Source organism: Pseudomonas sp. CBZ-4, assembly GCF_000346755.1.
Classification (GTDB): Bacteria; Pseudomonadota; Gammaproteobacteria; order Pseudomonadales; family Pseudomonadaceae; genus Aquipseudomonas.
Window position 1 is genome coordinate 108,735 of the sequence record NZ_ANNV01000150.1, and the last position, 17,026, is coordinate 125,760.

Sequence of the window (17,026 nt, forward strand, 5' to 3'; positions counted from 1 at the left end):
TTGCTCCCGTGACGGCCTGACAGTCGGGCGATTTTTACCGGGTGTAAACCGGTTCAAAATGTGGGAGCTGGCTTGCCTGCGATAGCTATGTGTTAGGCGCTGAGGCTTCTTGGGCGGAGTACATATCCGTTATTTAGGTAACGGCTGGTATTGGTTCCGCCCTTACGGCGGGTCACTTTTGGAAAAGAGCCCCAAAAGTAACCAAAAGGGCTCTTGCCCCACCACTCGGCACCTCGCCTAGGCTCGGTGTGCCCTCTCTCCGGCTTGAATCCGTGGGCCGCCGTCATGGGCCATCCTTGGCCCAGGACGGCTAACCCGGCGTCCTGCCGGGTTACCCACGAATTCAAGCCTGCGTTCGGCCAGCGTGGTTAACGGGGCGCCTAAGATCAAAAGCCAAATCAAAAGCCAGAGCCAGAGCCAGAGCCAGAGCCAGAGCCAGAGCCAGAGCTTCGGGTTTTGTCAGGTCAGTAGTTGTGTAGATACCTATGTTCATCAAGGGCAAGCCATTACGCCTTGTCGTCTTCGGCCTTGCCCCGCTCACGCTCCCACAGCTCGGCGGCACCCGGAAATTCGGTGCCGTCTTCAGCGTCGAGGTCATCCGGGTCATACCGACTCAAACAACCCTCCCCCAACGTCGCCGGGGCTTTGGACGTGGCTTTGTCCAGCGGATCGCTCATGCTCCACTCCTTGATGGCAGGCAAAGAAAAAGGGCCTGGGACGATTTAACGCCCAGGCCCTTCATTCTTCAATCACAACGCGTTGATCAGAACACGACGGTCTTGTTGCCGTGGACCAATACGCGGTCTTCCAGGTGATAGCGCAGGCCACGGGCCAGTACCATCTTCTCGACGTCACGGCCGAAGCGCACCATGTCTTCAATGCTGTCGCTGTGGCTGACACGCACCACGTCCTGCTCGATGATCGGGCCGGCGTCCAGCTCTTCGGTCACGTAGTGGCACGTCGCGCCAATCAACTTCACGCCACGCAGCGAAGCCTGGTGATAAGGCTTCGCGCCGACAAACGACGGCAGGAAGCTGTGGTGAATGTTGATCACCTTGCCCGCGTACTCACTGCACAGCTCCGGCGGCAGGATCTGCATGTAGCGCGCCAGCACCACGACGTCGGCTTCATGCTGCTTGACCAGGCGGGAGACTTCGGCAAAGGCCGGCTCCTTGTCCTGCGGGTTGACCGGCACGTGGTGGTACGGGATGCCATGCCACTCGACCATGCTACGCAGGTCATCGTGGTTGGAAATCACACAGGCGATCTCGCAGTCCAGCTCGTCACTGTGCCAGCGGTGCAGCAAGTCGGCGAGGCAGTGGGATTCGCGACTGGCCATCAGCACCACGCGTTTTTTCTGCTCGGTGTCGGTGATGTGCCAGGTCATCGAAAACTCTTCGGCAATCGGCGCAAATGCGTCGCGGAAGGCATCAAGACCAAAGGGCAGCGAGTCGGCACGAATCTCGTGACGCATGAAGAACCAACCGCTGAGATTGTCCGAGTGATGGCTCGCCTCGGTGATCCAGCCGTTGTGGGAGGCCAGGAAATTACTGACTTTGGCAACGATACCAACCCGGTCCGGGCAAGCAATCACCAGCCGAAAAGTGCGCATTAGGGGGAAACTCCAGAACTTCGCAAAGGCCGCCATTCTAGCGACAACGCAGAAAAACTGCAGTATCCGTTGCGCCCATGCTGAGCCTGCACCCCGGACACATCCCTTAACTGCGCATGGTTTTTCCCACCGTTATATGAACGCTTAACAGCAAGATTGCGCAGTTAGGCGTTTTAAGGAAATTATCTTTGCGCCTACGCCCTATTAATTAATTCGAACGCAGGGCACTCCCACAAACATTCAACGTAATTCACATAAATACACCCTTAAATGTTTACTTGAGGATTTGGCCTGACTATTATTGGCCCACTTCCTGTCAATCAGCGCTCTACATAAGGTAGTCCACATGTCCCTGATCAACGAATACCGCGCCACCGAAGAAGCTATCAAAGAGCTGCAAGCCCGTTTGAAGAACCTGTCCCAAGACGACAAGCTGCAAACTGAGCTGGAATTCGAAGGCAAACTGCGCACCCTGATGGGTGAATACTCCAAGTCCCTGCGTGACATCATCGCGCTGCTGGACCCGGAGTCGAAAGTTAAGGCCCCACGTGGCGCCGTGAAAACTACCGGCACCAAGCGTGCACGCAAGGTCAAGCAATACAAGAACCCGCACAACGGCGAAGTGATTGAAACCAAAGGTGGCAACCACAAAACGCTGAAAGAGTGGAAAGCCAAGTGGGGCGGTGACGTGGTTGAAGGCTGGGCTACCCTGCTGGGCTAAGCCTCATCGGGCCAAGGCCTGATACGCGACACATTGAAAACGCCAGCTTGCTGGCGTTTTTTATTGCCGGTTTTTTAATACCCCGATTACAAATTGAAGCGTGCCGCTAAAGAATCGGCATAGTGCTGCCACTGATCCAACACCTGAAGCTGATACGGCGTAGCACTTACCGCCAACTCCAGCCGTGCCTGGTTAAATGCCTCAAGGGTAATCGGCGCCCCCCACTCAGAATCAGTCAAACGCTGCGCACAGAACAGTTTCCAGCGTTGTTGCTCCTCGCTGTTCAAGGTCTCCGGAAAGTTACGCGCACGGTAGCGAAATAATAATTCGGGTAGGCGATGATCATCGAAAGGCCACGGCTGGCTCGCTAATTGTGCCGGTTCGGCGTTACGCACTTGCTCGCATAAGCGACGATCACGATCACCGATAAAACCATCATAAAGCTGCTGCTCCGGGTCTTGGGTCGGCGCAAAATCTTCCTCGGCATAAATCGCCGCCAACTTGTCGCGCCAAACTTCCTGTGCGTCAGTTAGCCGCAGCGCACGCGCCTGATAACTGTCCATATCCAATTGCAACCGCTCGCGATCTTGCGCCCGCAGCACACTCAATGGCGCCACCACCGGGCAACGATTGATGTGCAGCAACTTGAGGGGCACCGGCAACTCGCCCTCTGCCAGGTCATCACGCCGCGTGTAAAGGCGCTGGCGTAGCGTCTCGGCATCCAGGTCCAGCAACCCTTGAGGATCGAGGCCCAGGTCGCACACGATCAACGCATTGCGGTTGCGTGGGTGCCACGCCAACGGCAGCACCACGCCCAGGTAATGGCGCTCGGCAGAAAAGCGCCCGGAAATATGCACCATCGGTTGCAGCAGCCGTACCTGGTCCATCACACGCTGCTTGCTGCGCAGTTCGAACAGCCAGTCGTACAGCTTGGGCTGTTTTTCCCGCACCAGGCGCGCCAACGCGATAGTGGCGCGCACGTCGGACAAGGCATCGTGGGCCTGGCCATGGTCAATCCCGTTGGCCGCGGTCAGGCGTTCGAGCTTGAGCGTGACGCGCCCGTCCTGTTGCGGCCACTCGATGCCTTCCGGGCGCAGGGCATAGGCGGTACGTACCACGTCGATCAAGTCCCAGCGGCTGTTGCCCCCTTGCCACTCACGCGCATAGGGGTCGAAAAAGTTGCGATACAGGCTGTAGCGCGTCATTTCATCGTCAAACCGCAGGGTGTTGTAACCCGCCCCGCATGTACCGGGGGCTGCCAGCTCCGCGTGCACCCGCGTCATGAAGTCGGCCTCGGCCAAGCCCTTTTGCGCGAGGATGTCGGGGGTGATGCCAGTGATCGCGCAAGCCGCAGGATGGGGCAGGATATCGTCGCTGGGTTGGCAGTACAGGTTGACCGGCGGCCCGACTTCGTTCAGTTCGAGGTCGGTGCGAATACCAGCGACCTGCAGCGGGCGATCGCTGCGCGGGTTGATGCCGGTGGTTTCATAGTCGTACCAGAAAATGGAGGTCACGGGCTGTTCCTGTGCTGATGATGCGCAAAGTCTAGGCGCTGCAAGGCGCTCGAAGCCAGCGCGATCTCGCCTGTACAAACATCCAGCAAAAGCTTGAGTGGTTGCTTCCAGCGCCGACACTGCTAGCATCCGTGTCTGCCAGCCATACAGCACTGCCAAGGATCGCGATGCCATCAGCCCCATTGGACACCCGTTACCAGATCGAGACCCCGGAGGGCATCGACCTGCCGCTGCGCCCCGCCGGTCTTGCGCCTCGTGCATTGGCCTTTGCGTTCGACCTGGGCTTGCGCGGGCTGGTCATGGGCATCCTCATCGTCCCCCTGGCGTTGCTCGGCAACATCGGCATCGGCATCGGTTCGCTGCTGCTGTTCCTGGTCAGCTGGTGGTACATGGTGCTGTTCGAAGTGCTCAACCAGGGCTGCTCGCCAGGTAAACAGGTGATGGGCTTGCGTGTCGTACAGGACGACGGCACGCCCATCAGTTGGTCAGCCTCATTGATTCGCAACCTGCTGCGTTTTATCGACATGCTGCCTTTCGGTTATTTTCTCGGGGCCATCAGTTGCCTGCAGCACCCTCATTTCAAACGGCTCGGCGACCTGGCCGCCGGCACCCTGGTGATCTACCACGAACGCCCCCTGCCACGCCCCAAAGTGCCCCAGGCCGCCGCCCTGCGCTTGCCTTTCGCCCTGGACCTCGACGAGCAGCGCGCCATTCTCGGCTTTGCCGAACGCCAGGGCGAACTGTCCGCGGAGCGGGTTCACGAACTCGCCTCCATCCTCGCGACGCCCTTGCAAGTGTCTCCGGCCCGCGCCGTCGAGCAACTCAACGGCGTGGCCCGTGGGCTATTGGGGCCGACATGAAACAGAGCCTTTTCGAACACCGCCACCAGCCCCAATGGCAGGCTTTTGCCGCACAGCTGGAACAGTTGGAGCAGGGCAAGGCCAAGGCCGGTGACCTGGCCGGCTTCCCCCATCAGTATCGACGCCTGTGCCAACACCTCGCCCTGGCTCAGGAGCGTGGCTACAGCAGTTACCTGGTGGACCCGCTGCAGCAATTGGCCCTGCGTGGCCATCAACAGTTGTATCGCCATCGCAGCCAATTGGGGGCGAAGGTATTGAGCTTCGTACTCGCGGACTTCCCTCGCCTGGTGCGCGCCCAGTGGCGCTTTGTGCTGGCCGCCAGCCTGCTGTTCTTCGGCAGTCTGGTGGGCGTAGCACTGCTGGTGTTCCTGTTTCCCGACCTGATCTACAGCATCGTCAGCCCCCAGCAGGTGGCCGAGATGCAAAGCATGTATGACCCTGCTGCCAGCCACCTCGGGCGGGCCGCCGAGCGCGCGTCCAGCGAAGACTGGATGATGTTTGGCTACTACGTGATGCACAACACAGGCATCGCCTTCCAGACCTTTGCCGCGGGCTTGCTCCTGGGTTTGGGCAGTGTGTTCTTCTTGATTTTCAACGGCCTGATCATCGGCGCAATCTCCGGGCACCTCACCGAAATCGGCTACGGCCAGACGTTCTGGTCATTCGTGATCGGTCATGGTGCCTTTGAACTCAGCGCCATCGCCCTGGCCGGCGCGGCCGGCCTGCAGTTGGGCTGGGCGTTGATCGCCCCCGGGCAACTGACCCGCGGTGAATCCCTGAGGCTGGCGGCCCATCAAAGCGTGCAGATGCTCTGCGGCGTGATGGTGTTCCTCCTGATCGCTGCATTTATCGAAGCCTACTGGTCCTCCACCACCAGCATTGCGCCGTGGCTCAAATACCTCGTGGGCGCCCTGCTCTGGCTGCTGGTGGCCACTTACCTGATCTTTGCCGGACGGACTCGCCATGCGCCTGAGTAATGCAAGCGTGGTGATTCGCCCTCGCACCTCCAGGGAGGCCATGGACCTTGGGGTGCTCATGGCGCAGGAACATCGCTGGCTGCTGATGGGCAGTTGGGCGTTGGTGACATTGCCGATTTTCGCGCTGCTGACCGCACTGCTGTGGAAGTACCCCTCCATGGTCATGTTCCTGTTCTGGTGGTTGAAGCCGGCCTTTGAGCGTCTGCCGCTGTATATCCTGTCCAAAACCTTATTTGCAGAAACGCCCAGTATCGGCCAAGCCGTACGCCAATGGCCGCACCTGCTCAAAGGCCAATTGCTGGCCAGCCTGACCTGGCGGCGCTTCAGCCTGAGCCGCAGCTTCGCAATGCCCGTCAGCCAACTCGAAGGCCTGGATGGCAAGGACCGCCAACGCCGCCTCGGCGTATTGCAGCAACGCAACGCCGGGGCCGGGCGCTGGCTGACTCTTATCGGGATGCACCTGGAAATGGGCCTGTGGCTTGGCTGCATGGCCCTGTTTTATTTATTCATACCCGAACAACTTGAACTGGATTGGGACTGGCGACGGCTGGCATTGGCAACCGGTTCAGAGGCGCTCTGGCTGGAACACCTGGGCAATGGGTTCTACGCACTGATCCTGGTGTTCTGGGAGCCTATCTACGTGGCATGCGGCTTCAGCCTTTACCTCAATCGCCGCACCGCTCTGGAAGCCTGGGACCTGGAGCTGGTGTTCCGCCGCCTGCGTCAACGCCTGGGCAGCGTGGCGCCGCTGGCGTTGCTGATGATCGTGCTGGTATCAACCCCGTTCAGCCGACATGCCATGGCCGATGATGCGCCGCCGTCCACACCAGTGACCACCCAAGCCGCCAGCCAGTCGATCAAGGCATTGCTGGAAAAGCCCCCTTTCAAAAATCCGGAAACCGTCACCCGTTATCACTTCGGCGAAGAAAAACCCGCCGCAAGCGCCAAACACAAAGGTGACGGCAAACTGCCTGCCTGGTTGCAGGCATTGCTCGACAACCTCAACAGCAATGCCTTCAAGCGCATTGCCGAGGGCGTCGAGATACTGCTTTGGAGCCTGTTGGCAGGCGGCATTGCCCTGTTGGTCTGGCGTTATCGCGACTGGCTGCACACCTTTGTCACCCGGCGCCGGCCACGCCAGCCCAAAACCGGCAAGCCGCTGCCGACGCAACTGTTCGGCCTGGAACTGGGCGTTGAAACCCTGCCGGACGATATCGCCAGCACCGCTGAGCGACTTTGGCCCACGCAGCCACGGGAAGCGCTTGGCCTGCTCTATCGCGGCCTGCTCAGCCGGCTGTTGCACGACTTCAACCTGCCACTCAAGAGCGCGGACACCGAAGGCGAGGTCCTGGAACGTATTCAGCGATTGCAGCAGCCGCAACTGCTGGCCTTCAGCGACGAGCTGACTCGACACTGGCAAAACCTTGCGTACGGCCATCGCCTTCCCCCGGTCCAGGCTCAACAGCAACTGTGCAGTCACTGGCGCACCCTGTTCAACTCGGGAGCGACCCAATGAACCGGCCATTCCTGTGGATCGGCCTGCTGCTCATGGGCCTGCTGGGGGCAGGGAGCTATTTCCTCTGGAGCCGGATGGTCCCCTACGACGAAGTCATCGACCACGGCCCCTCGCCAGAAGCCAGGGCCAACCCTTACCTGGCGGCGGAACACTTTCTGCGCCAGCACGGCCTGAGTGTCCAACACGCCAAAGGCCTGGAGCGCCTGGAGACCCTTCCCGCCAAGGGCAGCAGCCTATTGTTACTGGGGGAGCGCAGCAACATGTCGCCTCGCCAGGTCGAACAACTCCTGGCGTGGGCCAAGGCCGGCGGCCACCTGCTGCTGGTAGCCGAAGCACTGTGGGACGACGAAAGCGGCAAAAGCGGCGACTTGCTGCTTGATCGCCTGCATCTGCGCCAGACATTGAGTGACGAACCTGAAGAGCCCGCCCAGGCCCGAAAAAAGCGGGCGCCCGACCTGACCAAACTCTATGTCGACAACGAAACCGCCCCGGCCTATTTCAGCTTCGACACTGACTTCAACCTCACCGACCCCAAGCACCTGGCGCAGTTTTCCGCCAACAGCGCGAAGTCCAGCCACCTGATGCAAGTCAAGCTCGGGCAGGGCAATGTGACGGTGATCACCGACAGCGACCTGTGGAAATACCCGGCAATCGGCAAGCACGACAACGCCTGGCTGTTGTGGTACCTCAACCAAGGCACCGTTGTGACCTTGCTGTTCAACAGCGACGTGGACGACCTCTTCACCTTGTTGCTGCGCTATTTCCCCCAAGCCCTGGTGGCACTCGTCGCACTGCTCGCCCTGGCGCTATGGCACGCCGGCATGCGGCAAGGTCCGATACGCGCCCCCGCGCCCAAGGCGCGCCGGCAATTGCTGGAACACTTGCAGGCCAGCGCCGACTTCCTGCTGCGCCGCAGTGGCCAGGGTGCCCTGTTGCAAGCCTTGCAGCGCGACATACTGCGCGCCGCCCGGCGTCGCCACCCAGGTTTTGAACACCTCGACACGGCTGAACAGCAACAAGCCCTAGAACAGCTGACACGCCAACCTTCTCACGTCATCAGTCAGGCCCTCGACCCACTTCCGGCAAAACGGCTTTCCAGTGCCGATTTCAGCCGGCAGGTGGCAAGCCTGCAAACTCTCAGGAACGCCCTATGAGCGAACATTCCCCGGCACCGGCTCTGACAACCGAAGCCCTGCACCTCGCAAGCCAACAGGCACAGGCCCTGCGTGTTGAACTGCGCAAGGCAGTGATTGGCCAGGATCAAGTGATCGATGACGTGCTCACGGCACTGATAGCCGGCGGTCACGTGCTGCTTGAAGGCGTGCCCGGCCTGGGCAAGACCTTGCTGGTGCGTGCCCTGGCGCGGTGTTTCGGCGGTGAATTCGCGCGCATCCAGTTCACCCCGGACCTGATGCCCAGCGATGTTACAGGCCACGCCGTGTACGACCTGCACACCGAACAGTTCAAGCTGCGCAAAGGGCCACTGTTTACCCACTTGCTGCTGGCTGACGAAATCAACCGTGCCCCAGCCAAGACCCAGGCCGCCTTGCTCGAAGCCATGCAGGAGCGCCAAGTCACCCTGGAAGGGGAAGCATTGCCCATAGGCCAACCCTTCATGGTGCTGGCAACCCAGAACCCCATCGAACAGGAAGGCACCTACCCCTTGCCCGAAGCCGAACTGGACCGCTTCATGCTGAAGGTGCGCATGGACTACCCCGATGCCCAGCAGGAACTGGACATGGTGCGTGAAGTCACGCGCTCGTCCCGGGCCGACATGCTCGACGTACAGCCCCTGCGCACCGTGCTGCACGCCGACGATGTGCTGCAACTCCAACAGGTCGCCAGTGAACTCGCCCTGGACGAGCAAGTCCTGGACTACGCCGTGCGCCTGGCACGCGCCACCCGCAGTTGGCCCGGCTTGACCATTGGCGCCGGCCCGCGTGCGTCCATCGCCCTGGTGCGCGGTGCCCGGGCCAGGGCCCTGTTGCGCGGCGGCGAATTCGTCACCCCGGATGACATCAAGAGTTGCGCCTTGGCCGTATTGCGCCACCGGGTCCGTATCGCCCCGGAACTGGACATCGATGGATTGGACGTGGACCAGGTGCTCAAGCAAATGCTCGACCAGATCCCGGCCCCTCGGCAGTGAGCCGCCCATGAAACCAACCCGCCTGCTGCTGGCCTGGCTTGCTGTGCTGCTGGGCCTGAATACCGTGCTGGGCGCCGCCGCGGCATTGCAGCTCGAGGTGCCCGACGCCCTGCATTCAGTCGCCTGGGGGCTGCTGCTGGCGCTTTTGTTGCTGGCAATGCTGGATGCCGCCCGCCTGCGCCGGCGCCCTTCCCCGCGCGTGCAACGGCAGATGCCCGGCAGCCTGGCACTGGGCCGTTGGGGCGAGGTACACCTAACATTTGAGCACGATTACCCACAGCCCCTGAGCGTGCACGTATTCGACCACGTCCCCGACGGCCTGGGCGTGGAGAACATGCCCCAGTCCATCGAGTTGCGTCCCGGCGAGCGCAGCGGGCTGGTGTATCGACTACGCCCCTTACGCCGTGGGCATTTCACTTTCAGTCGCTGCGAAGTCCACCTGCCAAGCCACTTGGGGCTTTGGGCGGCACGACGGTTTATCGACGCCAGTGACGCCACCCGTGTCTACCCGGACTTTGCCCGCCTCTACGGTGCGCAGCTCTTGGGGGTGGATAACTGGCTGAGCCAACTGGGGGTTCGCCAGCACCAGCGACGCGGATTAGGCCTGGAGTTTCATCAACTGCGCGAGTTTCGCGAAGGCGACAGCCTGCGCCAGATCGATTGGAAGGCAACCGCCCGACAACGCACGCCCATCGCCCGGGAATACCAGGACGAGCGCGACCAGCAGATCGTGTTCATGCTCGATTGCGGCCGACGCATGCGCAGCCAGGATGGCGAGCTCTCGCATTTCGACCATGCGCTCAACGCCTGCCTGCTGCTCAGCTATGTTGCCTTGCGCCAGGGTGACGCAGTGGGGTTGTGCACCTTCGCCGGCGAGCGGCCGCGCTACCTGGCGCCGGTCAAGGGCAGCAGCCAGTTGAACCTGCTGTTGAATACGGTGTACGACCTGGACACGAGCCAACGCACGGCCGACTACGAGGCCGCGGCAAGCCAACTGCTGGCTCGCCAGAAACGTCGTGCATTGGTGATCGTGGTGACCAACCTCAGGGATGAGGACGATGACACGCTGCTGAGTGCCGTCAAACGTATCGGCCGCCAACATCGGGTGCTGGTGGCGAGCTTGCGCGAGGAAGTACTCGATCAACTGCGCCAGGCCCCGGTGCAGACCTTACCCGAAGCCCTGGCTTACAGCGGAACCATCGACTACCTCAATACCCGGGATGAACTGCACGACCGGCTGACCGCCCACGGTCTGTCGGTGCTGGACACGTCGCCATCGGAACTGGGAGCGGATCTGGTGACACGCTACCTGGGCTGGAAAAAAGCCGGGGTATTTTGAAACAACGCACACGGGCACGGCTGGGGTAGTCCCCTCACCGCACCATTGACGCGTTGGCTCTAGGCGGAAGCCTGTACGTGGTCAAAACTGAAGTAATGCGACAGGAGGCTGATCAGTTGCCCGTACTCCAACGGCGCAGGGGACACGCTGAAACCCGAATCGTAGTACTGCGGGTTGATATCTTCGCGGCTCCATAAGCAGGTTGCAGTGAGATCAACCACATGGACGGAAGCGTCAGGCCCTGGCATCTTCAAGCGCAACTCGAAGTCAACGCCGACCATCATGGGCAACTGGCTGATCAGCATCAGCCCGTCTTGCGAGACATTACCTAAAAAGCCAATGGGCTTGTCGGTAAGGCGATTAAAGACTTGCAGGAAACAAGGTAACTGATGCCGCTCGATCCGTCGGTCGGTAAACATGATGAGATCGCCATCCAGTGGCCATGACTTTGGCCGTGCCAGTGATTCGGAACGAGCAATATCGCTCGCTCTCCCTGGATTTCGACGTGACAACAACACCGCGTTTGTCACTGGACAACTGCCGAATCCGGGCCCCGCATCCGTTCGAATAGAAACTTGTACAAACGAACATTCAAAGAATAGCCCAAGACTGGCAGCAGGCCAGCTATTAAATGACGAATATCATCACAAAGACGCCGGACGTGTCTGTGCAGTACTTGCGCCGGGATAATGCCCCAGCTGTTGCAGGGTATCGAGCCGCGCGCGGGCACGGTACGCGTACTCGCTCGACGGGTATTGATTGATGATGAATTGGTAGGTCTGCACCGCATCGACAAACAATTTCTGCCGTTCCAGGCACTGCCCGCGCAACATCGAGACTTCTGGCTGCACATACCGCCGAGTGCGGCTTTCGCGATCGACCTGGGACAACTCCAGGGTGACACGCTCGCAATCGCCGACCTTATAGGCGCGGTAGGCGTTGTTCAAATGGTGGTCCATCGACCAGCGGGTACAGCCGACAACACTGACGGCCAGGGCAGCAATGAGCAAAATTCGCATGAGGGTTCTCCTGTCTTGTGCAATGTATCGACCCCTCGCCCAAAATCTTCAAGGTTGTTCGTAATCCGCCATCGCGAAAACAAGTCAATCGTCGATAAGTAGTGCAAACGAACAATGACTACAACGAAAGAGCATAGTAGCCTTCCCCAGCGCTTGAACTCAGGAGTCTGTGCATGTCCGTCCGTCGTACCAAAATCGTCGCCACCCTTGGCCCGGCCAGTAACTCGCCGGAAGTCCTCGAACAGCTGATTCTGGCTGGTTTGGACGTCGCCCGTCTGAACTTCTCCCACGGCACCCCGGACGAGCACAAGGCTCGCGCCAAGCTGGTGCGTGACCTGGCCGCCAAGCACGGCCGCTTCGTGGCACTGCTGGGTGACCTGCAAGGCCCGAAAATCCGAATCGCCAAATTTTCCAACAAGCGTATCGAGCTGAAGATCGGTGACCAGTTCACCTTCTCCACCAGCCACCCGCTGACCGAAGGCAACCAGCAAGTCGTGGGTATCGACTACCCGGACCTGGTCAAGGACTGCGGCGTCGGCGACGAACTGCTGCTGGACGACGGTCGCGTCGTGATGCGCGTAGACACCGCCACTCCGACTGAACTGAACTGCACCGTGATCATCGGCGGCCCGCTGTCGGACCACAAAGGCATCAACCGTCGTGGCGGTGGCCTGACCGCACCGGCCCTGACTGAAAAAGACAAGGCTGACATCAAGCTCGCCGCCGAAATGGAAGTGGACTACCTCGCCGTGTCCTTCCCGCGCGACGCTGCCGACATGGAATACGCCCGTAAACTACGCGACGAAGCCGGCGGTACCGCCTGGCTGGTGGCGAAGATCGAACGCGCCGAAGCCGTGGCCGATGACGAGACCCTCGACGGCCTGATCAAGGCTTCCGACGCCGTGATGGTTGCCCGTGGCGACCTGGGTGTGGAGATCGGTGACGCCGAGCTGATCGGTATCCAGAAGAAGATCATCCTGCACGCACGCCGCCACAACAAAGCGGTGATCGTGGCGACCCAGATGATGGAGTCGATGATCCAGAACCCGATGCCGACCCGCGCCGAAGTGTCCGACGTGGCCAACGCCGTGCTCGACTACACCGACGCCGTGATGCTTTCGGCGGAAAGTGCTGCAGGCCCGTACCCGCTGGAAGCGGTGCAAGCGATGGCGCGTATCTGCGTCGGCGCCGAAAAGCACCCGACCAGCAAGACCTCCAGCCACCGCATCGGCAAAGAGTTCGAAAGCTGCGACCAAAGCATCGCCCTGGCCGCCATGTACACCGCCAACCACTTCCCGGGCGTGAAGGCGATCATCGCCTTGACCGAAAGTGGCTACACGCCGTTGATCATGTCGCGCATCCGCTCCTCGGTGCCGATCTACGCGTTCACCCCACACCGCGAAGCCCAGGCTCGCGCGGCGATGTTCCGTGGCGTGTACACCGTACCGTTCGATCCGGCTTCGCTGGCACCGAATGAAGTCAGCCAGGCAGCCATCGACGAGTTGGTCAAGCGCGGCGTCGTGGAGAAAGGCGACTGGGTCATCCTGACCAAGGGCGACAGCTACCACACCACCGGCGGCACCAATGGCATGAAGATCCTGCATGTGGGCGACCCGCAGGTCTGAGTGACTGCTGAATGAAAAAGCCCCGACTGGTTCGGGGCTTTTTTATGCCTGGGTTTTTGTGTGGCTTGGAGGGCCTCATCGCGGGCAAGCCCGCTCCCACAGTTTGACCGCAATCCCCTGTGGGAGCGGGCTTGCCCGCGATAAGGCCCGACCAACCAACACACCTCTACCGCCGAGTGACAAAGGCCGACAACGCCGCCACCGCCTCCGGCGACCGTAACCGCTGGGTAAACAACGCCCCCTCTTCCTCGATCACCTGCCGCAACTGCTCGCGATCCACACGCTTCATCAGCTGCTTGGTCACCTGCACCGCCCCCGGCGCCAGGTCTTCAAAACGTGCGGCCATTTCCCGCGCCTTGGCCAAGGCCGCTTCACCACTGGCCAACGCTTCGGTGGCAATCCCCCAGGCGGCCGCCTGCTCGCCGCTGAAACCTTCGCCCAACAGCAACAATTCAGCCGCCTTCGCATGCCCCAACAAGCGCGGCAGGATCAGGCTGGAACCAAACTCCGGACACAGTCCCAGGTTGACAAACGGCATGCGCAAACGCGCATCACGACTGACGTAGACCAAATCGCAATGCAGCAACAGCGTAGTGCCGATACCCACCGCCGCGCCCGCCACTGCGGCGACCACCGGTTTACGACAGTTGAGCAGGCTTTGCATAAAGTGAAACGGTGGGCTGTCGAGGTCGGCGGGCGGTTGTTCGAGAAAGTCGCCGATGTCGTTGCCGGCGGTAAAACACACGCTGCTGCCCTGGATCAGCACGGCACGAATAGCATCATCCGCATCTGCCTGCTCAAACGCCTCGGCCAACTGCGTGTACATCGCGCGGGTCAGAGCGTTTTTCTTGTCGGGGCGATTGAGTTGCAAGGTCAGCAACCCACGTTCGCGGTACTGCAGGATGGCGTCGGTCATGGCGATTCTCGCGGCCTTGGAAGTCAGCGCTCAACCACGGGGCAGGAACACATCGGCCAGCAGTTGATTGCGCGGCAGCCCCGCCAGGAACAGGCGCTTGGAGAATGCCTCGACGTTGGCGGGGTGCCCGCAGAGTAAGGCCAGCGTTTGCCGCGAAACAAGCCGCAGTTGCGCCAATGCCTGGGACGCCTGCGCCGCCGTCCACAACTCCACCGTCAGGTTCGGATGCTGCGCAGCCAGTGCGGCCAAGGGCTCGGCCAAATAATGTCCATCCGCATCATGGGCCAGGTGAATCACGCGAATGGCGCCCTGGTGATTCTGGCGCAACGCCTCGCGCAACACCCCCCACAATGGGCCCAAGCCTGTACCCGACGCCAGCAGCCACAACGGCCGGGATTGCCAATCGGGATCGTATTGCAACGCGCCGCCACGCAATTCACCCAGGCGCAAAACGTCGCCAACCTGCAACTGTCGGGCACGATCACTGAATTCACCGGGCTGACGGCAATCGAGGTGAAACTCCAGGAACGGCTCTTCCTGGGGCAAGCTCGCCAGCGAATACGGCCGCGCCACCTGCCCCGCCCACAGCACCAGATGTTGCCCGGCGCGATAACGCAGGCCGCGCTCCGGTTGCAGGCGCAGGCGCAGCACCGTCGTGTTCAACCAATCGACGCCCACCACTTCAGCCGCCAAGCCGTCACGCGCCGGGTCAAAGGTTTCAACCCGCAGATCACCACTGATTTGGCACTGACAGGCCAACCGCCAGCCCTCCTGACGTTGCGCCGGGCTCAGGGCCTCCGGCTGCCGGTCAGACACCTCACCGGCACAGCGCACCAGGCACGCATGGCAACTGCCCGCGCGGCAACTGTAGGGCACGGCCACACCTGCCTGGTTCAGCGCATCCAGCAGATTGCTGCCGGGGGCGACCGACCAGTGGCGTTCGCCGACGTGCAGTTCAGGCATATAAAGGTCTCAATCTCAGGGGATGGGCACAGGGAATCATGCCTGCGACAGTTTGACCATAGTCGGGTGTATCGGCCACCGCGCCGGGTTATACTGCCGCGCCTTTTTAGCGTCGCGCCTGCACCATTGGCGTGCCTTGGAAAGGTGGCTCCAGCCGACCGATGCAACACTGGAGCCACCTTTATTGAATGTTCCCTTATAGAGGAGCGCGACTCATGACCGTGATCAAGCAAGACGACCTGATTCAGAGCGTTGCCGACGCCCTGCAATTCATTTCCTACTACCACCCGGTTGATTTCATCCAGGCCATGCACGAAGCCTACCTGCGCGAAGAATCGCCAGCGGCCCGTGATTCCATCGCCCAGATCCTGATCAACTCGCGCATGTGCGCCACCGGCCATCGCCCGATCTGCCAGGACACCGGTATCGTTACCGTGTTCGTGCGCGTGGGCATGGACGTGCGTTGGGATGGCGCCACCATGGGCCTGGACGACATGATCAACGAAGGCGTGCGTCGCGCCTACAACCTGCCGGAAAACGTCCTGCGTGCATCCATCCTGGCCGACCCGGCAGGCGCGCGTAAAAACACCAAGGACAACACCCCGGCGGTCATCCACTACTCCATCGTCCCGGGTAATACCGTGGAAGTGGACGTGGCGGCCAAGGGCGGCGGTTCCGAGAACAAGTCGAAAATGGCCATGCTCAACCCGTCCGACTCGATCGTTGACTGGGTGCTCAAGACCGTTCCAACCATGGGCGCCGGCTGGTGCCCACCGGGCATGCTGGGCATCGGCATCGGCGGTACCGCCGAGAAAGCTGCGGTGATGGCCAAGGAAGTGTTGATGGAATCCATCGACATCCACGAGCTGAAAAAGCGCGGCCCGCAGAACCGTATCGAAGAGATGCGCCTGGAGCTGTTCGAGAAGGTCAACCAACTGGGCATCGGCGCCCAGGGCCTGGGTGGCCTGACCACCGTGCTCGACGTGAAGATCATGGACTACCCGACCCACGCCGCTTCGTTGCCGGTGTGCATGATCCCCAACTGCGCCGCCACCCGTCACGCGCACTTTGTGCTCGACGGTTCGGGCCCGGCGTCGCTGGAAGCGCCACCGTTGGACGCCTACCCGGAAATCGTCTGGGAAGCCGGCCCATCGGCCCGCCGCGTCAACCTCGACACCCTGACCCCGGAAGAAGTGCAGAGCTGGCAGCCGGGTGAAACCGTGTTGCTCAACGGCAAGATGCTCACCGGTCGCGACGCGGCGCACAAGCGCATGGTCGAGATGCTCAACAAGGGCGAAACCCTGCCGGTGGACCTCAAGGGTCGCTTCATCTACTACGTCGGCCCGGTGGATCCGGTGCGCGAAGAAGTGGTTGGCCCGGCAGGCCCGACCACCGCGACGCGGATGGACAAGTTCACCCGCCAGATCCTGGAGCAAACCGGCCTGCTGGGCATGATCGGCAAATCCGAGCGCGGCCCTACCGCCATCGAAGCGATCAAGGACCACAAGGCCGTGTACCTGATGGCCGTCGGCGGCGCCGCTTACCTGGTGGCGCAAGCCATCAAGAAGTCCCGCGTTGTCGCGTTCGCCGAACTGGGTATGGAAGCAATCTACGAGTTCGACGTGAAAGACATGCCGGTCACCGTTGCGGTAGACAGCAAGGGCGAATCCGTACACATCACCGGTCCTGCCATCTGGCAGAAAAAGATCAGTGAAAGCCTGGCGGTAGAAGTGCAGTAAGCACTTCCACCGCTCAAGAAGCCACGCAATCGACGTTGATTGCGTGGCTTTTTTTTTGGAACAATCTGAAAGAACAGTG

The 17,026-nt window shown here is 61.1% G+C and carries 16 protein-coding genes; 9 read left to right on the forward strand and 7 right to left on the reverse strand.

What is annotated here, in order from left to right:
* Nucleotides 1-506: 506 nt before the first annotated feature.
* Together B348_RS1000000131800 and purU are read right to left on the reverse strand one after the other, a co-directional pair.
* Entirely contained in the window at nucleotides 507-677 is a 171-nt protein-coding gene (locus B348_RS1000000131800) for a hypothetical protein (protein WP_017738046.1), read from the reverse strand.
* An 86-nt stretch (nucleotides 678-763) separates the two neighbouring features.
* Nucleotides 764-1,612 (reverse strand): formyltetrahydrofolate deformylase, encoded by an 849-nt coding sequence (gene purU / locus B348_RS0121170; protein WP_017738047.1) that lies wholly within the window; start codon nucleotides 1,610-1,612, stop codon nucleotides 764-766.
* A 346-nt stretch (nucleotides 1,613-1,958) separates the two neighbouring features.
* On the opposite strand from purU, the gene mvaT reads away from it, so the two are divergent.
* Nucleotides 1,959-2,333 (forward strand): histone-like nucleoid-structuring protein MvaT, encoded by a 375-nt coding sequence (gene mvaT, locus B348_RS0121175; RefSeq protein WP_005790963.1) that lies wholly within the window; start codon nucleotides 1,959-1,961, stop codon nucleotides 2,331-2,333.
* Between the two features lie 86 nt (nucleotides 2,334-2,419).
* On the opposite strand, the gene sbcB is transcribed toward mvaT, so the two are convergent.
* Entirely contained in the window at nucleotides 2,420-3,847 is a 1,428-nt protein-coding gene (sbcB, locus tag B348_RS0121180) for an exodeoxyribonuclease I (RefSeq protein ID WP_017738048.1), read from the reverse strand.
* A gap of 167 nt (nucleotides 3,848-4,014) precedes the next feature.
* Here sbcB and B348_RS0121185 point away from each other — a divergent pair, with 167 nt between their 5' ends.
* From B348_RS0121185 to B348_RS0121210, 6 genes are read left to right on the forward strand one after another with little or no spacing between them, the layout of a single operon-like run.
* Complete coding sequence (locus B348_RS0121185) at nucleotides 4,015-4,707, forward strand: RDD family protein (RefSeq protein ID WP_026136960.1); 693 nt, start codon at nucleotides 4,015-4,017, stop codon at nucleotides 4,705-4,707.
* Nucleotides 4,704-5,684, forward strand: coding sequence for a stage II sporulation protein M (locus B348_RS0121190; RefSeq protein ID WP_017738050.1), 981 nt, complete (start codon nucleotides 4,704-4,706; stop codon nucleotides 5,682-5,684). Before B348_RS0121185 ends, B348_RS0121190 begins: the two co-directional genes overlap by 4 nt.
* Complete coding sequence (locus tag B348_RS0121195) at nucleotides 5,671-7,200, forward strand: DUF4129 domain-containing protein (RefSeq protein ID WP_026136961.1); 1,530 nt, start codon at nucleotides 5,671-5,673, stop codon at nucleotides 7,198-7,200. Before B348_RS0121190 ends, B348_RS0121195 begins: the two co-directional genes overlap by 14 nt.
* A complete protein-coding gene (locus tag B348_RS0121200) occupies nucleotides 7,197-8,354 on the forward strand; it encodes a DUF4350 domain-containing protein (protein ID WP_017738052.1) in 1,158 nt (385 codons plus the stop codon). Before B348_RS0121195 ends, B348_RS0121200 begins: the two co-directional genes overlap by 4 nt.
* A complete protein-coding gene (locus tag B348_RS0121205; RefSeq protein ID WP_017738053.1) occupies nucleotides 8,351-9,346 on the forward strand; it encodes a MoxR family ATPase in 996 nt (331 codons plus the stop codon). Before B348_RS0121200 ends, B348_RS0121205 begins: the two co-directional genes overlap by 4 nt.
* 7 nt (nucleotides 9,347-9,353) lie before the next feature.
* On the forward strand, nucleotides 9,354-10,685 hold the full coding sequence (locus B348_RS0121210) for a DUF58 domain-containing protein (RefSeq protein WP_017738054.1): 1,332 nt from the start codon (nucleotides 9,354-9,356) through the stop codon (nucleotides 10,683-10,685).
* 59 nt (nucleotides 10,686-10,744) lie between these two features.
* Here B348_RS0121210 and B348_RS0121215 read toward each other — a convergent pair whose 3' ends face one another.
* Together B348_RS0121215 and B348_RS0121220 are read right to left on the reverse strand one after the other, a co-directional pair.
* A complete protein-coding gene (locus tag B348_RS0121215; RefSeq protein WP_017738055.1) occupies nucleotides 10,745-11,104 on the reverse strand; it encodes a pilus assembly protein PilZ in 360 nt (119 codons plus the stop codon).
* Between the two features lie 225 nt (nucleotides 11,105-11,329).
* Nucleotides 11,330-11,704 carry a hypothetical protein gene (locus B348_RS0121220; RefSeq protein WP_017738056.1) on the reverse strand — a complete coding sequence of 125 codons (375 nt, stop codon included), beginning with the start codon at nucleotides 11,702-11,704 and terminating at the stop codon, nucleotides 11,330-11,332.
* A gap of 173 nt (nucleotides 11,705-11,877) precedes the next feature.
* Between B348_RS0121220 and pyk the strand changes: the two genes are divergently transcribed.
* Entirely contained in the window at nucleotides 11,878-13,329 is a 1,452-nt protein-coding gene (gene pyk, locus B348_RS0121225; protein WP_017738057.1) for a pyruvate kinase, read from the forward strand.
* Between the two features lie 166 nt (nucleotides 13,330-13,495).
* On the opposite strand, the gene B348_RS0121230 is transcribed toward pyk, so the two are convergent.
* Together B348_RS0121230 and B348_RS0121235 are read right to left on the reverse strand one after the other, a co-directional pair.
* Nucleotides 13,496-14,245, reverse strand: a complete 750-nt coding sequence (locus B348_RS0121230) for an enoyl-CoA hydratase-related protein (RefSeq protein ID WP_017738058.1) — start codon at nucleotides 14,243-14,245, stop codon at nucleotides 13,496-13,498.
* 30 nt (nucleotides 14,246-14,275) lie between these two features.
* Nucleotides 14,276-15,208: an iron-sulfur-binding ferredoxin reductase gene (locus tag B348_RS0121235; protein WP_017738059.1), complete on the reverse strand. Its 933-nt coding sequence runs from the start codon at nucleotides 15,206-15,208 to the stop codon at nucleotides 14,276-14,278.
* Between the two features lie 215 nt (nucleotides 15,209-15,423).
* Between B348_RS0121235 and B348_RS0121240 the strand changes: the two genes are divergently transcribed.
* Nucleotides 15,424-16,947, forward strand: a complete 1,524-nt coding sequence (locus tag B348_RS0121240) for a fumarate hydratase (RefSeq protein WP_016971118.1) — start codon at nucleotides 15,424-15,426, stop codon at nucleotides 16,945-16,947.
* The last annotated feature ends 79 nt before the right edge of the window (nucleotides 16,948-17,026 follow it).

Bases quoted from the DNA above. Each gene is read 5' to 3' on its own strand.
- B348_RS1000000131800 (WP_017738046.1), bottom strand. From the start codon at position 677: ATGAGCGATCCGCTGGACAAAGCCACGTCCAAAGCCCCGGCGACGTTG.
- purU (WP_017738047.1), bottom strand. From the start codon at position 1,612: ATGCGCACTTTTCGGCTGGTGATTGCTTGCCCGGACCGGGTTGGTATC.
- mvaT (WP_005790963.1), top strand. From the start codon at position 1,959: ATGTCCCTGATCAACGAATACCGCGCCACCGAAGAAGCTATCAAAGAG.
- B348_RS0121185 (WP_026136960.1), top strand. From the start codon at position 4,015: ATGCCATCAGCCCCATTGGACACCCGTTACCAGATCGAGACCCCGGAG.
- B348_RS0121190 (WP_017738050.1), top strand. From the start codon at position 4,704: ATGAAACAGAGCCTTTTCGAACACCGCCACCAGCCCCAATGGCAGGCT.
- B348_RS0121195 (WP_026136961.1), top strand. From the start codon at position 5,671: ATGCGCCTGAGTAATGCAAGCGTGGTGATTCGCCCTCGCACCTCCAGG.
- B348_RS0121200 (WP_017738052.1), top strand. From the start codon at position 7,197: ATGAACCGGCCATTCCTGTGGATCGGCCTGCTGCTCATGGGCCTGCTG.
- B348_RS0121205 (WP_017738053.1), top strand. From the start codon at position 8,351: ATGAGCGAACATTCCCCGGCACCGGCTCTGACAACCGAAGCCCTGCAC.
- B348_RS0121210 (WP_017738054.1), top strand. From the start codon at position 9,354: ATGAAACCAACCCGCCTGCTGCTGGCCTGGCTTGCTGTGCTGCTGGGC.
- B348_RS0121215 (WP_017738055.1), bottom strand. From the start codon at position 11,104: ATGTTTACCGACCGACGGATCGAGCGGCATCAGTTACCTTGTTTCCTG.
- B348_RS0121220 (WP_017738056.1), bottom strand. From the start codon at position 11,704: ATGCGAATTTTGCTCATTGCTGCCCTGGCCGTCAGTGTTGTCGGCTGT.
- pyk (WP_017738057.1), top strand. From the start codon at position 11,878: ATGTCCGTCCGTCGTACCAAAATCGTCGCCACCCTTGGCCCGGCCAGT.
- B348_RS0121230 (WP_017738058.1), bottom strand. From the start codon at position 14,245: ATGACCGACGCCATCCTGCAGTACCGCGAACGTGGGTTGCTGACCTTG.
- B348_RS0121235 (WP_017738059.1), bottom strand. From the start codon at position 15,208: ATGCCTGAACTGCACGTCGGCGAACGCCACTGGTCGGTCGCCCCCGGC.
- B348_RS0121240 (WP_016971118.1), top strand. From the start codon at position 15,424: ATGACCGTGATCAAGCAAGACGACCTGATTCAGAGCGTTGCCGACGCC.